Source organism: Streptosporangium sp. NBC_01469 (genome assembly GCF_036227305.1).
In the GTDB taxonomy this organism is placed as follows: domain Bacteria; phylum Actinomycetota; class Actinomycetes; order Streptosporangiales; family Streptosporangiaceae; genus Streptosporangium.
Genome location: NZ_CP109465.1, coordinates 6,439,227 through 6,452,516, shown reverse-complemented (window position 1 = coordinate 6,452,516; position 13,290 = coordinate 6,439,227). Strand labels below are relative to the sequence as shown.

Below are 13,290 nucleotides of genomic sequence, written 5' to 3'. Positions count from 1 at the left end.
TGACCTGCCGTCTTTCCGCACTCACCTCGCTACATCATCAATCTACAGTTAGAGGCTATAGCGAAACTTATTGACACTCTCCATCTGGTTGCGTTACAACTTATAACGAACGCGAAGGATAGTAACCGGACGCGCAGCGCAGTGGAGGTCACCATGAACACCGAGGGACTCGTCGAGGTCGTTCTGCCGGGCAAGGTGGAGCCGGAAGGCCTGGAGATCCGGCACGGAGCCGTCCCCGTCGCCGGTCCTGGCCAGGTGGTGATCCGGATGGAGGCGACCGGGGTCTCCTTCGCCGAACAGCAGATGCGCCGCGGCCGGTACTACGACCAGCCGGCGTTCCCGTTCGTGCCCGGCTACGACCTGGTCGGCACGGTGCTGGCGACCGGTGAGGGTGTCGAGCCGGGCCTGGCCGGCACCCGGGTGGCCGCGCTGGTCAAGGTCGGCGGCTGGGCCAGCCATGTGATCGTCGACGCGGCGGACGTGGTGGAGGTTCCCCAGGGGGTCGGCGCGGCGGAGGCGGAAACCGTGGTGGTCAACGGCATCACCGCCTGGCAGATGCTGCACCGCAGGGCGCGGGTCCGCGCGGGGCAGACCATCCTGGTGCACGGCGCCAACGGCGGCGTGGGCTCGGTCCTGGTCCAGCTGGCGCGGGCCGCGGGCGTGAAGGTGATCGGCACGGCGTCCGCGCGCCACCACGACGCCCTGCGCGAGCGCGGCGTCGTCCCGGTCGACTACCGCACCGAGGACGTCGCCGCGCGCGTCCGCGCGCTCGCCCCCGGCGGGGTGGACGCCGTCTTCGACCACGTCGGTGGCCGCGGCCTCGTCGGCTCCTGGCGCCTGCTCGCGCCCGGCGGCACGCTCGTCTCCTACGGCAGCGCCTCCACCAGGGACGACGAGGGGTCCAAGCAGTGGCCCGTGCTCAAACTGCTCGGCCGGGTGTGGCTGTGGAACGCGCTGCCCAACCGCCGCCGCGCCTACTTCTTCAACGTCTGGTCCGGGCGGGCCCTGAGCAGGAACCGCTTCCGCGCCCGGCTGCGCGCCGACCTCACCCAGGTCTTCGCGGCCCTTCAGCGCGGGGACGTCACCGCTCAGATCGCCGCCCAGCTGCCGCTCACCCGCGTCGCCGACGCTGTGCGGCTGGCCGAGTCCGGGACCGTCGCCGGAAAGGTGGTACTCACCCCCTAGCGCGTCCCCTCCGCAGCCGCCGATGGCGCGCCCCCTCTCCCCTTACCTCCGACACCGGACGCCGGATCGCCGACAGCGCGGCACCGCACCGGGCACACCGGCGAGACCTCGCCCGGACCCCGCTTCGCATCTCCCGGGTGAGATGCGAAGTGAGAGACGGCGCCCGGACGACGTCACACATCGGCCGGTGCGGCGGCCGGGCCGGAACGTGCGACCGCGCCGCTGTGCCGCCGTGCCGGGCAAAACCCCGCCGGGATCTGTGGTCGAGGAGTCCGGATCGTCGTTCGCGAGTACTGACTCCAGGATCGGGAAGAAAGGAGGAAATGTCTTTGATCATGGGCGCACACGTTCTTGACGGTTCGCGGACGGTTCGCGGACGGGTCGCGGTCGCGGAGATCCTGGGTGAACAGGTGACCGGACCGATCAGGATTCGCGAAGCACCGTTCACCGAACCGCGGATACCGTGACAGCCATGGACATCGCCATTCAGAGGGGGCGTCAGGCGGCGTGGACCGTCTGAGGGCGAAGCACGCTCGGGTCGGCGGCGAGGGCCGCCTTCACCGCGGCGGTGTCGTCGGTGGAAACCAGTGCAAGGGTTTCGCCCCAGTTGAGAGGGCTGCTTCATACTTTGTCGTACCGGCGTGCCAGCATGCCGTCATGGCGACATCAAAACAGCCGGTGACGGTCCCGACCGACGTCAGCGTCGACGACTTCCTGGCTGCGGTCCCCGACGAACGCCGGCGAGCCGACGCGGAGCGGCTGTGCGCGATTCTGCGCGAGGTGACCGACGAGCCCGCGGTGATGTGGGGCCCGAGCATCGTCGGCTTCGGCAGCTACCGTCACACCTACGAGAGCGGGCGCACGGGTGACTGGCCCCTGGCGGGCTTCTCACCGCGAAAGCAGCATCTCGTCGTCTATCTGGTGGGCGGGTTCGAGGAACGACACGCGTCGGTGCTCACCCGGCTGGGGCCACACAAAACCGGAAAGGGCTGTCTCTACCTGAAGCGGCTCGACGACGTCGACGAGAGCGCACTGCGCGAGCTCATCGACCGCACGGCCCGGGTGCACAGGGGCGTCGGCCGGGCCGGCCCGCCTCCGTCACGGCGCATCGAAGGCGCGCCGTGACGGAGGCGTTCCCGGATCTCGCGTACGAACCTCCGGGCGGCACCGGACATCCCCCGCGCTTTCAAGAGGAACGCTCCACGGAGGACACGACGCCCGCGAGAGCCGGCGAGGTCATGACCCGCCGGGTGGCGTCCGCCGGCGGCGGCACGCCGTTCGGGGACCGGTCTCCTTACCGGGGCCAGGTCCAGTCGCGGATCTCGGCCGGGTCCTCCCCGTACTCGCGGGTGTGGGCGCGGGCGCGCAGCCGCGCGTCGGCCATGTGCTGGCGCAGGTGCGCCGAGCGCTCGGCCAGCCCGGGAACCCGGTCGATGACGTCCATCACCAGATGGAACCGGTCGATGTCGTTGAGCATGGCCATGTCGAACGGCGTGGTCGTGGTGCCCTCCTCCTTGTAGCCGCGCACGTGGATGTTCTCGTGCCCGGTGCGGCGGTAGGTCAGGCGGTGGATCAGCCAGGGATAGCCGTGGAAGTTGAAGATGACCGGCCGGTCAGCGGTGAACAGCGCGTCGAACTCCGCGTCCGACATACCGTGCGGATGCTCCGACGACGGCTGCAGCCGCATCAGGTCCACCACGTTGACCACCCGGACCCGCAACTCGGGCAGGTGCTCGCGCAACAGGGCGGCCGCCGCCAGGGTCTCCAGGGTGGGCACATCCCCGGCGCAGGCCAGCACCACGTCCGGCTCGACCCCGGCGTCGGTGCCGGCCCACTCCAGCACGCCCAGACCGCGCGTGCAGTGCGCGATCGCCTCGTCCATCGACAGCAGGTCCAGCACCGGCTGCTTACCGGCCACGATCACGTTCACGTAGTCGCGTGAGCGCAGGCAGTGGTCGGCCGTCGACAGCAGCGTGTTGGCGTCCGGCGGCAGATAGACCCGCACCACCTCGGCCTTCTTGTTCATCACCACGTCCAGGAAACCGGGATCCTGGTGGGAGAAGCCGTTGTGGTCCTGGCGCCACACGTGCGACGACAGCAGGTAGTTCAGCGAGGCGACCGGACGGCGCCAGCCGATCTTCCGGGAGGACTCCAGCCACTTGGCGTGCTGGTTGAACATGGCGTCGATGATGTGGATGAACGCCTCGTAGCAGTTGAACAGCCCGTGGCGGCCGGTCAGCAGATAGCCCTCCAGCCAGCCCTGGCACAGGTGCTCGCTGAGCACCTCCATCACCCGCCCGCCCTCCCCCAGGTGCTCGTCGGTCTGGAGCACCTCGGCGTTCCAGGCCCGGTCGGTGACCTCGAACACCGCCGACAACCGGTTGGAGGCGGTCTCGTCGGGGCCCATCAACCGGAAGGTGGCGGGGTTGGCGGCGATGACGTCGCGCAGGAAGGCGCCCAGCACCCTGGTGGGCTCGGTCGTGGCGGTGGCGGGCGACTTGACCTCGACCGCGTACTCGCGGAAGTCGGGCAGCGCGAGGGGCCGCAGCAGTTCGCCGCCGTTGGCGTGCGGGTTGGCGCTCATCCGCAGCGGCCCCTCGGGCACCGTCTCCAGGATCTCGGCCACCGGCCGCCCGTCGGTGTCGAACAGTTCCCCCGGCCGGTAGGAGCGCATCCACTCCTCCAACATCGCCAGATGCTCGGGATTGTCGCGCACCCCCGACAGCGGCACCTGGTGGGAGCGCCAGGTGCCCTCCACCGGCAGGCCGTCGACCTCGCGCGGCCCGGTCCACCCCTTGGGGGTCCGCAGAATGATCATCGGTGGCCGGCCGCCCTCGGCGATCTGGTCGAACACCGTCTCCAGGGTCTGGGCCATGATCTGGTGCACGGCCTCGGGCTCGTCTCCGGCCACGATGTGCGGCCGGTATCCGTAGCCCTCCATGAGCTTGACCAGCTCGTCCTGCGGGATGCGGGCCAGCACGGTCGGATTGGCGATCTTGTAGCCGTTCAGGTGCAGGATCGGCAGCACGGCGCCGTCACGGCCCGGGGCGAGGAACTTGTTGGAGTGCCAGCTCGCCGCGAGCGGCCCGGTCTCGGCCTCGCCGTCACCGATGACGCAGGCCACCACCAGGTCCGGATTGTCGAACGCGGCCCCGTAGGCGTGCGCCAGGGAGTAGCCGAGCTCACCGCCCTCGTGGATCGAGCCGGGTGTCTCGGGTGCCACGTGGCTGGGAATGCCGCCGGGGAAGGAGAACTGCCGGAACAACCGCCGCATCCCCTCGGCGTCCTGCGTAATATCCGGATATTTCTCGGTATAGGAGCCTTCCAGCCAGGCGTGCGCCACCGCCGCCGGACCACCGTGCCCCGGACCGGCGATGTAGATCATGTCCTGGCCGCGTTCGGCGATGATCCGGTTCAGGTGGGCGAAGCAGAGGTTCAGCCCCGGCGTGGTCCCCCAGTGCCCCAGCAACCGGGGCTTGATGTGCTCGGGCCGCAGCGGCTCGGCCAGCAGCGGGTTGTCCAGCAGGTAGATCTGACCGACCGACAGGTAGTTGGCCGCGCGCCAGTAGGCGTCGACGTGCGCGAGTGCGTCCATACATCGACAGTTCCTCGGCTGAGGCGTTCGAACCCCGGCACGGCGAACGCGTTCACACCGCGCGGCCGCTCAGGCGGGACGCGGGGGCACCGGGCGCCCGGGGGCCCACAGGGGCCCACGGAGACGGGGCACGCGCGAGGCCGCCGGGTGACCGCCCCTCACCGAACCGCATCACCGCCATCAACAGCACCTCCCGCCCCACTACCGCATCGGGAAGGAATGTACGAAGATCTCCGGATGAGCCGAGAGCGCGGTAGAGGGGCGTTCGAGGCTGCCGTGGTGCCCCTTACCGGGAACGTCGGGAGTGAACGATGAGGTTTGTCGGGTTTCGGGATGAGCGCCAGGTTCGGGTGGGTGTGCTGACCGGCGGTGACCGGGTGGCCCCGCTGACCGAGGTGGGCGAGTTCTACGACGACCTGCCCGGCTGGACCGCCAGGGCGCGCGAACTCACCGGCGGCGAGCCGGGATCGTACGGGTACGCGCCGGCCGAGCTGAACCTGGCCCCGGCGGTGGCCGGTTCCGCGCGGGTGGTGTGCGTCGGGCTGAACTACCGGGCGCACGCCGCCGAGGGCGGTTTCCCGATCCCGGAGACACCCGCGATCTTCGGGCGGTGGACGGCGTCGCTCGCGGTCGACGGGACGCCGGTGCCGGTGCCGCCGGACGAGGCGGGCCTGGACTGGGAGGTCGAGCTGGTCGCGGTGGTCGGCACGGAGATGCGGTGCGTGGACGAGGAGACCGCGCTCGCCGGGGTGTTCGGCTACGCGACCTTCAACGACCTGAGCGCCCGCCGGGCGCAGCGACTGACCGCGCAGTGGACGCTCGGCAAGAACTCCGACCACAGCGGGCCGATCGGCCCGGTGGTGACCGCCGACGAGGTGGGCGACCCGGCCGGCGGGCTCCGGCTGGTGACCCGGGTCAACGGCGAGGTCGTCCAGGACGGCGACACCAAGGACATGATCTTCTCGGTCGGGCGGGTGCTGGCGCACCTGAGCCGGACCATGACGCTTCGTCCCGGCGATCTGGTGGCGACCGGCACCCCCGCGGGGGTGGGGCACGCGCGCACCCCGGCACGCTTCCTGCGGCCCGGGGACGTGGTCGAGGTGGAGATCGACCGGCTGGGGTCGGTGCGCAACCCGATCGTGGCCTGGCCGGAGAGCTGACCGATGTCGCAGACCTCACATTCCAGCCATCCTCCCCGGGAGCACCCCGGCCATCCGGGAGGCGCCCTCACCCCCGCCGGGCGGATACCGCGCTCGGGACTGGAGGAGCGGCCCGGGGACTTCAACGTCACCCTGATCACCTTCGCCGCGATGGCGCTGTACGACGCCCTGGACGGCGAGCAGCGGGCTCGGGCACCACTACCGGATCCAGGGCCCGGTCACGTTGATCGAGTTCGACAACACCGAGGACGACGCCGACCACGCCCACAGCGTGTGGCGCGACCCGGCCAACGACTTCGGCGAGGACCTGCTGATGAGACACCTCATCGAGGAGCACCGCGGTGTCGCGGAGTGAGACGCCGTCCGAGGAGAGGAACCCCTGAGTGAAGATCGCCATTGTCGGCGGAGGCCTCGGCGGGCTGGCCACCGCCCTGCTGCTGCGGCAGGCCGGCGTCGAGGCCGTCGTGTACGAGCAGACCGCCGAGCTGCGCGAGGTCGGAGCTGGGATCGTGGTGGGCCCCAACATGGTCCGTCCCCTGGTACGGGCCGGCCTCGGTGAGCGGCTGGCGTCCTTCGCCGTCCCTCTGGAGGCCGCATGGGAGTTCCGGCGCTGGGAGGACGGCCGGGTGCTGTCCTCCCAGCTGATGGGCGAGGAGTGCCGGCGGCTGTACGGCACCGACTGCTACGTCGCGCACCGGGCCGACCTGCTCGACATGCTGCTGAGCGCGCTGCCCGCGGACGCGGTCAGGACCGACCGGCGGCTGGAGCTGCTGGAGCAGGACCGCGAGGAGGTCGAGCTGACCTTCACCGACTCCAAGGGCGTGAAGAGGACGGTCGTCGCCGACGCGGTGATCGGCGCGGACGGCATCCACTCGGCCGTCCGGCCCGCGATCGTCGACGAGGAGCCGCCGCGTTTCTCCGGGTTGTGCGCCTACCGGTGCCTGGTCGACGCCGATCGGGCACCGGAGCTGGCGCTGCGCCGGGTGCAGACGCTCTGGCTGGGTCCGGGGCGCCACTTCGTCCACTACCCCATCCGGGACAGAAAGCTGATCAACATCGTCGCGATCGTGCCCGCGGGCGAGTGGCGCGTCGAGTCGTGGACGGCCGACGGGCGGATCGAGGACCTGGCGCGCGAGTTCGAGACCTGGGACCCCCGGCTGGGGCGGCTGGTCGCCGCGGCCACCGAGACCAAGCGCTGGGCCCTGTACGACCGCGCCCCCCTGGAGCGCTGGACGTCGGGACGGGTGGCCCTGCTGGGTGACGCCGCCCACTCGATGCTGCCCTTCTTAGGTCAGGGCGCCGCCCAGGCGATCGAGGACGCGGTGGTCCTCACGGGCTGCCTGCGCGACGCCACCGGTGAGACGGTGGCGAAGGCGCTGGCCCGCTACGAGGAGATCCGCAGGCCCCGGGCCTCACGGGTGCAGCTGGTGAGCCGGGGCCGCGAGGTGCAGAACCACCTGCCCGACGGGCCCGCCCAACTGGAGCGCGACGCGGCCCTCGCCGTCGGCGACCCGCTCCGGCAGAGCGCCTGGCTCTACGGCCACGACCCCGAGACCGCCACGGCGGGCTGAACGCCGGGCCTGGCGGGACGGGCGGGCACCGAGGGTGCGACGCTCATCTGCCGGCCTCGGCGCGCAGCTCGGCGAGCAGCTCTCCCTGCTCGGCGAGAACCTCGGCCAGGATCGATCGCGCCACGGACATCAGGTCGGCCAGGTCCCGGGTGGACAGGGCGTAGACGACGGTGGCGCCGTCCCGGGTGGCGGTCACGACTCCCGCGCGACGCAGCACGGCGAGCTGCTGGGAGAGGTTGGAGGCCTCGACGTCGATGGCGCTCAGGAGGTCCCGCACCGGCAGGGGGCCGTCCTGGAGCAGCTCCAGCACCTGGACGCGGACCGGGTGGCCGATGGTACGGAAGAATTCGGCCTTGGCCTGGTGCAGCGGCACCGGCATGATCACACAGCTCCGGCGGCAGGCCCGCCACCGGCGTATCGCACGTCGACACCGTGCTGGTCGGCGATGCGCAGCAGGTTCTCCAGCCGTCCGGACAGGACCTCGACCGCGTGATCGTCGAAGGCCTGGCGCATGAGCTCCAGCTCGCCGTCGACATCGGCGATGCGTGCTCGTAGCTCCGCCGCGAACTCGCTCATGTCCCCCCACCTCCCGTGGATCAGGTCACTCCCCGGCGTCTGGTTTATCGGCACACCGTTCCTCATGATGTGGCAAATTGCATAATTCTTCAAATCGTAATGACGTTGGCTATGATGGCGAAGGCCGTTTTCCAACAGGGCCCACGGCCGGTTCGAGCCCGATCGATGACGGATCGACCGCGCAGCGGGATACTTGGTACGGCTACCGCAGGCTGACCTGCGGCGTCAGAGCGCGCCAGCCGGCGATGCGACAGTGACGAGAGGCCGAGCACGGCCTGCGCGAGGGAGTACAGCCAATGGGACGGGGCCGAGCCAAGGCTAAGCAGACGAAGGTTGCTCGCGAGCTGAAGTACAGCAGCCACAGCATGGATCTTGACCGGTTGCGCAAGGAGCTTGGCGCCGGTGACGATCCCGCGCCGGAGAGCGAGGCCGACGACCCCACCGGTGAGCAGACCGGCAGGTGACACCGCGGGCGGGCCACGAACCCCGCCCGGCCGCCGTGGCGCCGGAGGAACCGGTTCCGTGTCCTCGCACGGCCTCGCGGCCCCGGTCGCGCGGCCCTGCCCGCGAGGATTCCCCGGCATATCGATCGGCCGGTGCGCCGATCGGCCGGCGGACGCCCGTGGCGGCGTCCGCCGCCCGGCGGCGAATTCCGCGCAACATCCGGCAACACCATTGAGGCATCCGCCCAGGACTGCTTACCGTCACGGTTGTGCGTACCGCAGCGCGGCGGTCGCGCACTCCCGGTCAGCGCGTCGACGGAGAGCTCTGGCGGGTCCCACTCATCCCATGGTGACCGGCTACCCTTCCCCCGCCGGACATCCGGGATCTGCCAGATCACACGCCGTGGCCCCGGGACGAATCGCCGGATCGCGCGAGGTCGTGCCTCGCGCGGGCGGAAAGTCTCCCCGGGCCACGGCCACCATTCGTCCTGCACCCCCACGGGTTCACCGGGCTTCCGGCCGCCCCACCGAGCCACACCACGGGGCGATACATGTCCTGATCTGTCCGGTTATGCTGGCTGGTTGAATGGACCCGACCGGGTGGGGTTACCGACGACGATCTCCTGGCGGGCGGCCGAGGCCACCCCGCGAGCCGTGCCCGGCGGCGACGGGCCGCGGCACGCGCGGGCCAAGATCTTCCCGCCGGAGGAACAGTGACGAACCGCTACGGGGCCCAGTTCGGGCCCGACATCACCTTCCTCGGCGTCGAGCGATGCTCGCTGGACGACCCCGCGAGCTACGCGGGCGCCGACATCGTGATCGTGGGGGCGCCGTTCGACGGCGGCACCTCGCACCGGCCCGGTGCGCGCTTCGGGCCGCAGGCGATCCGGATGACCGACTACCTGCCGCACGACGGGACGCGCCCCAGCCTGGCGCTGCGCACCGACGGACTGCGCGACCTGCGCGTCCTGGACGCGGGCGACGTCGAGATGCCGCCCGGCGACATCCTGGCGTCGCTGGCCGCCCTGGAGACCGCCGTCGAGAAGGTCGCCCGATCGGGGGCCATCCCGGTGATCCTGGGCGGTGACCACTCGATCGCCTTCCCCGACGCCAAGGGGGTGGCCAACGTCCTCGGGCACGGCCGGATCTCCATGATCCACTTCGATGCCCACGCGGACACCGGCGACATCGAGTTCGGCTCGCTGTGGGGGCACGGGCAGCCGATGCGCAGGCTCATCGAGTCGGGGGCGCTGCGCGGCGACCGGTTCCTGCAGGTCGGCCTGCGCGGCTACTGGCCGCCGCCGGAGACGCTGGACTGGATGGCGGAACGGGCGATGCGCTCGTACGAGATGACCGAGATCGTGCACCGGGGCCTGGAGGAGTGCCTGACCGAGGCCTTCGCCATCGCCGTCGACGAGTGCGACGGCGTCTTCCTGTCCGTCGACATCGACGTGTGCGACCCGGGACACGCGCCGGGCACGGGAACCCCGGAACCCGGTGGCCTCACCGCGCGCCAGCTCCTGGACTCCGTACGGCGCATCTGCCTGGAGCTGCCGGTCGTCGGCGTCGACGTCGTGGAGGTCAGCCCGCCCTACGACCACGCCGACATCACCGCCGCGCTGGCCAACCGGGTGGTCCTCGAGGCGTTGAGCGCCATCGCCCGGCGGCGGCGCGACGCCAGGGACGGGACCGCGTGGAACCCGCTGCTGCCGCTGCTCGCCGAGCGCCCGGACCGCTGACCCGCCCGCTCAGTCGTCCGGCGGTCGCCGCGGGGTCTACCGGGTTCTCGGGCGGTTGCCCCACTTGGGCCTGCGGAACAGGTCGCGGCGCTCCAGCAGGTAGACGAGCTTCGAGGCGGCGGTCCTGACGGCCTCCTCGTGGCGGTGGCGCTTCTGCGGGACGACGGCGCTCCAGCGTTCGAGCAGGAGGGCGATCTCCTCGGCGAGCTCGCCGATCACCCGGTAGCGGGTGCTGAAGGCGTAGAGGTCGCCGTGCACCTCGTCCACCAGGTCCTCGTCGACCCGGTGGGCGAGCGGCCTGACCCTCTTGAGGATCCCCGCCTCCATCGCCGGGGTGACCGGTGCCCGGCGGGCGTCGCCCTCGGGCACCATGATGAGGGCCCGGACCCGCGCGACGGCCAGGGCGCGCTCGGGCTGCGGGGTCGCGGGATGCTCGGCGAGGTCCAGGAGGCGGCGGAGGGTCTCCTGCGTCTTGTCGTCGAACATGGAAAACCATTCCGCCTTCGCGTCCCCGTTGTCGCCGGACCGGGAGGTAAGGCCTCGGCGTCGGCACCCGCGCATGCCGCGCACGTGCGATCACATGCTATTCGACCCGATGGGCCCCGATGGGCAGGACGCGTACCGCTGTGACCCGTGAGCGCGGGGTGAGTTGAGATATGCCCGGTAGGCGGGAACGGCCAGACCTCACGGGACGGCGCGCACCGGCAGCGGAGGCGGGAGGCCAGACGATGGTAGATGCTGCCGGGGCACGTTTCCCGCCTTTCGCCGAATCCGGTATTCAACAGCCTCCCATCTCGGCTTTTTATGCAAATAGCCTCACTTCTCCATTTTTCTGCGAATACAGTCCAGCTTTGTCGGACGGCGCCCCCTTCTCGGAAGGGCGGAGGAGAGTGGACGGGGTGGCTCACAGCCATGGATCCGATCGGTGACGATCTGCTCAGCACCATCAAGCCCGAGATCGGGTACCGGGAGGGGTCCGGCCAGCACAGCAAGTTCGGCGAGTGGTACGCGGTCAACGTGGCCCAGGACCCGCAGTACAAGACGGCCCCCTGGTGCGCGATGTTCATCGCCTGGGCGGCGGAGAAGGCGGGCGTGCAGGAGTACGTCGGACAGTTCGCCTGGACCCCGTCGCAGGCCCGCTGGTTCGAGACCAACGACGCGTGGACGCGGACGCCGGAGCCGGGGGCCCTGGTCTTCTTCGACTGGTCCGGCGGCAAGGACATCAGGGGCATCGACCACGTCGGCGTCGTGGAAAGCGTGAACGGTGGAACGATCCACACCATCGAGGGAAACGTCGACCGGGTCTGGCTGAAGCGCAAGACCCGCGACCAGAGCAAGGTCGTCGGCTACGGGCTGCCGCGCAAGGTCAAGGAGAAACTGACGGCCGTCCCGGGAAAGGACGACACCGTCCCGCAGGCGGCCGGGCGGATCGAGGTCCGCCCGGCGCTCGCCCCGGGCGCGACGACCCCGGCCGGCACGCCTGGAACGCTCCCCGTCTCCATGGAGACCGCCGCGATCGCCGGGCTGCTCACCTTCATCCTCGGCGCGACGTTCGTCCTGTCCCGGCTGCGTCCCCGCAGTCCCCGCGTCTCGGCGGGACGGCACCGCAGGAGGAACGGGCGGCGGGAACGAGCTGACCTGTGGACCGGCATGACGTATCCGGTCGCGGAGACGCTCCCCCGCGCGGAGACTCCCCCGGCCTGGAAGGCGCTCCCCCAGGCCCTGCCGTCCGATCCGGGCGGGCCGGACAGGCCCACTCCCCGGATGCGCGAGACGCTCCGCGTGAGCAGGCCGAGCTGGGCGTGCGAGCCGTACCGCGCGGGCCTCCCGAAGCCTGCCGGCGGCGCCGGCACGCGGACCGCCGGGACGGATCTCGGGGTGAAGGCGCGGCGCGCCGCGCCGGAGACGCGCGAGGGCGAGGAGGCTCGGGCCGCGTGACCGGTCCCGGCGAGGACGCGCCGGGCCGTACGGGATCGGGCGGAGGCGGTGGCGGGTTGCCTAATAAGGTTAGGCAAAGCTAAGTTGCTGGGGACGGCATTCCCCCCAGCGAAGGCGGCACGATGACAGCGGGCGGCGAGCAGACCCTTGAGCGCGCGGCGGAGGTTCCGGCCTACCGCGGCCACCGGGCGGAGGTCGTGCGGACGGCGCGGCTCAGCCCGAGCTTCCTCCGGGTCACCTTCGGCGGCGAGGACCTGGCGGGCTTCGCCGACAAGGGCTTCGACCAGCGGATCAAGGTCATTCTCCCGCTGCCGGACGGCAGCATCACTCCGCTGGGCGACGGAGACGACTGGTACCAGCGGTGGCGGGCGCTCCCCGAGGAGCTGCGCAACCCGATCCGCACCTACACCGCGCGGGCCGTGCGGCCCGAGCTGCGCGAGCTCGACATCGACTTCGTCCTGCACGGCGAGACCGGCCCCGCCTCCCGGTGGGCGACCCGCGTCTCCCCCGGTGACCGGGTCGTGGTGGTCGGTCCCAACGCCGCGTATCCCGGCCCCGTCGGCGGCCAGGAGTGGGCTCCGCCCGCCGGGGCGTCGCACCTGCTGCTGGCCGGGGACGAGACGGCCGTGCCCGCCATCGCCACGATCGTCGAGTCGCTCTCCGGCTCCGTGCGCGCCACCGCGCTGCTGGAGGTCCCCGAGGCCGCCGACGCGCTCCGGCTCGACGTCCGTCCGGGTGTGAAGGTCACCTGGCTGCCCCGCGAGGGGGCCCGCCACGGCGACCTGCTCATCCCGGCCGTACGCGACGTCCTGGGCGGGCTCACCGCCGAGCCCGCGGGCGCCGCGAGCCCGCTGGAGGACGTCGACGTCGACGAGGAGATCCTCTGGGAGGTCCCCGAGGCCCCCGAGTCCTCAGGGGGCGGCGGCCTGTACGCCTGGCTGGCGGGCGAGGCGGGCATGGTCAAGCTGCTCCGCCGCCACCTGGTGCAGGAGGCGGGCGTCGACCGCTCCTCGGTGGCCTTCATGGGCTACTGGCGGCTGGGACGCTCGGAGAGCGCCTGAGCGGGGGTTCCCGGCGGCCCGC

13 protein-coding genes and 1 pseudogene are annotated in these 13,290 nt (G+C 71.3%); 10 read left to right on the top strand and 4 right to left on the bottom strand.

Going from position 1 to position 13,290, the window contains the following annotated elements; all coding sequences use genetic code 11:
• Window positions 1–153: 153 nt before the first annotated feature.
• Together OG587_RS28295 and OG587_RS28290 are read left to right on the top strand one after the other, a co-directional pair.
• A complete protein-coding gene (locus OG587_RS28295; protein ID WP_329080450.1) occupies window positions 154–1,185 on the top strand; it encodes a medium chain dehydrogenase/reductase family protein in 1,032 nt (343 codons plus the stop codon).
• A gap of 657 nt (window positions 1,186–1,842) precedes the next feature.
• Entirely contained in the window at window positions 1,843–2,310 is a 468-nt protein-coding gene (locus OG587_RS28290) for a DUF1801 domain-containing protein (RefSeq protein ID WP_329080449.1), read from the top strand.
• Window positions 2,311–2,479: 169 nt separating this feature from the next.
• On the opposite strand, the gene OG587_RS28285 is transcribed toward OG587_RS28290, so the two are convergent.
• The gene (locus tag OG587_RS28285) at window positions 2,480–4,780 is read right to left on the bottom strand and encodes a phosphoketolase family protein (RefSeq protein ID WP_329080447.1); all 2,301 of its coding nucleotides are present in this window, start codon (window positions 4,778–4,780) and stop codon (window positions 2,480–2,482) included.
• Between the two features lie 311 nt (window positions 4,781–5,091).
• Between OG587_RS28285 and OG587_RS28280 the strand changes: the two genes are divergently transcribed.
• From OG587_RS28280 to OG587_RS28270, 3 genes and pseudogenes are all read left to right on the top strand, one after another.
• Window positions 5,092–5,940, top strand: coding sequence for a fumarylacetoacetate hydrolase family protein (locus tag OG587_RS28280; protein ID WP_329080445.1), 849 nt, complete (start codon window positions 5,092–5,094; stop codon window positions 5,938–5,940).
• 196 nt (window positions 5,941–6,136) lie between these two features.
• Window positions 6,137–6,295: pseudogene (locus tag OG587_RS28275) on the top strand (DUF3500 domain-containing protein); the annotation flags it as partial.
• 28 nt (window positions 6,296–6,323) lie between these two features.
• Window positions 6,324–7,511 (top strand): FAD-dependent monooxygenase, encoded by a 1,188-nt coding sequence (locus OG587_RS28270; protein ID WP_329080443.1) that lies wholly within the window; start codon window positions 6,324–6,326, stop codon window positions 7,509–7,511.
• A 43-nt stretch (window positions 7,512–7,554) separates the two neighbouring features.
• On the opposite strand, the gene OG587_RS28265 is transcribed toward OG587_RS28270, so the two are convergent.
• Entirely contained in the window at window positions 7,555–7,890 is a 336-nt protein-coding gene (locus tag OG587_RS28265; RefSeq protein WP_329094046.1) for an ArsR/SmtB family transcription factor, read from the bottom strand.
• Between the two features lie 2 nt (window positions 7,891–7,892).
• A complete protein-coding gene (locus OG587_RS28260) occupies window positions 7,893–8,087 on the bottom strand; it encodes a hypothetical protein (protein ID WP_329080442.1) in 195 nt (64 codons plus the stop codon).
• A gap of 296 nt (window positions 8,088–8,383) precedes the next feature.
• Between OG587_RS28260 and OG587_RS28255 the strand changes: the two genes are divergently transcribed.
• The 3 genes from OG587_RS28255 to speB all read left to right on the top strand — a co-directional run bounded on the left by OG587_RS28255 (window position 8,384) and on the right by speB (window position 10,269).
• Window positions 8,384–8,551, top strand: a complete 168-nt coding sequence (locus tag OG587_RS28255; protein ID WP_329080441.1) for a DUF3073 domain-containing protein — start codon at window positions 8,384–8,386, stop codon at window positions 8,549–8,551.
• A gap of 561 nt (window positions 8,552–9,112) precedes the next feature.
• Window positions 9,113–9,247, top strand: a complete 135-nt coding sequence (locus OG587_RS28250; RefSeq protein WP_329080440.1) for a hypothetical protein — start codon at window positions 9,113–9,115, stop codon at window positions 9,245–9,247.
• Window positions 9,244–10,269, top strand: coding sequence for an agmatinase (gene speB, locus OG587_RS28245; protein ID WP_329080438.1), 1,026 nt, complete (start codon window positions 9,244–9,246; stop codon window positions 10,267–10,269). The genes OG587_RS28250 and speB overlap by 4 nt, the downstream gene beginning before the upstream one ends.
• 36 nt (window positions 10,270–10,305) lie before the next feature.
• On the opposite strand, the gene OG587_RS28240 is transcribed toward speB, so the two are convergent.
• Window positions 10,306–10,755 (bottom strand): hypothetical protein, encoded by a 450-nt coding sequence (locus OG587_RS28240; RefSeq protein ID WP_329080437.1) that lies wholly within the window; start codon window positions 10,753–10,755, stop codon window positions 10,306–10,308.
• Between the two features lie 426 nt (window positions 10,756–11,181).
• Here OG587_RS28240 and OG587_RS28235 point away from each other — a divergent pair, with 426 nt between their 5' ends.
• Both OG587_RS28235 and OG587_RS28230 read left to right on the top strand, forming a co-directional pair.
• Window positions 11,182–12,207 carry a CHAP domain-containing protein gene (locus OG587_RS28235; protein WP_329080435.1) on the top strand — a complete coding sequence of 342 codons (1,026 nt, stop codon included), beginning with the start codon at window positions 11,182–11,184 and terminating at the stop codon, window positions 12,205–12,207.
• Window positions 12,208–12,329: 122 nt separating this feature from the next.
• Complete coding sequence (locus tag OG587_RS28230) at window positions 12,330–13,268, top strand: siderophore-interacting protein (RefSeq protein WP_329080433.1); 939 nt, start codon at window positions 12,330–12,332, stop codon at window positions 13,266–13,268.
• Window positions 13,269–13,290: the final 22 nt, after the last annotated feature.

What these genes read in the sequence shown, in the direction of transcription:
- OG587_RS28260 (WP_329080442.1), bottom strand. Translation starts at nt 8,087, where the DNA reads ATGAGCGAGTTCGCGGCGGAGCTACGAGCACGCATCGCCGATGTCGAC.
- OG587_RS28230 (WP_329080433.1), top strand. Translation starts at nt 12,330, where the DNA reads ATGACAGCGGGCGGCGAGCAGACCCTTGAGCGCGCGGCGGAGGTTCCG.
- OG587_RS28295 (WP_329080450.1), top strand. Translation starts at nt 154, where the DNA reads ATGAACACCGAGGGACTCGTCGAGGTCGTTCTGCCGGGCAAGGTGGAG.
- OG587_RS28255 (WP_329080441.1), top strand. Translation starts at nt 8,384, where the DNA reads ATGGGACGGGGCCGAGCCAAGGCTAAGCAGACGAAGGTTGCTCGCGAG.
- OG587_RS28240 (WP_329080437.1), bottom strand. Translation starts at nt 10,755, where the DNA reads ATGTTCGACGACAAGACGCAGGAGACCCTCCGCCGCCTCCTGGACCTC.
- OG587_RS28265 (WP_329094046.1), bottom strand. Translation starts at nt 7,890, where the DNA reads ATGCCGGTGCCGCTGCACCAGGCCAAGGCCGAATTCTTCCGTACCATC.
- OG587_RS28235 (WP_329080435.1), top strand. Translation starts at nt 11,182, where the DNA reads ATGGATCCGATCGGTGACGATCTGCTCAGCACCATCAAGCCCGAGATC.
- OG587_RS28290 (WP_329080449.1), top strand. Translation starts at nt 1,843, where the DNA reads ATGGCGACATCAAAACAGCCGGTGACGGTCCCGACCGACGTCAGCGTC.
- OG587_RS28280 (WP_329080445.1), top strand. Translation starts at nt 5,092, where the DNA reads ATGAGGTTTGTCGGGTTTCGGGATGAGCGCCAGGTTCGGGTGGGTGTG.
- OG587_RS28285 (WP_329080447.1), bottom strand. Translation starts at nt 4,780, where the DNA reads ATGGACGCACTCGCGCACGTCGACGCCTACTGGCGCGCGGCCAACTAC.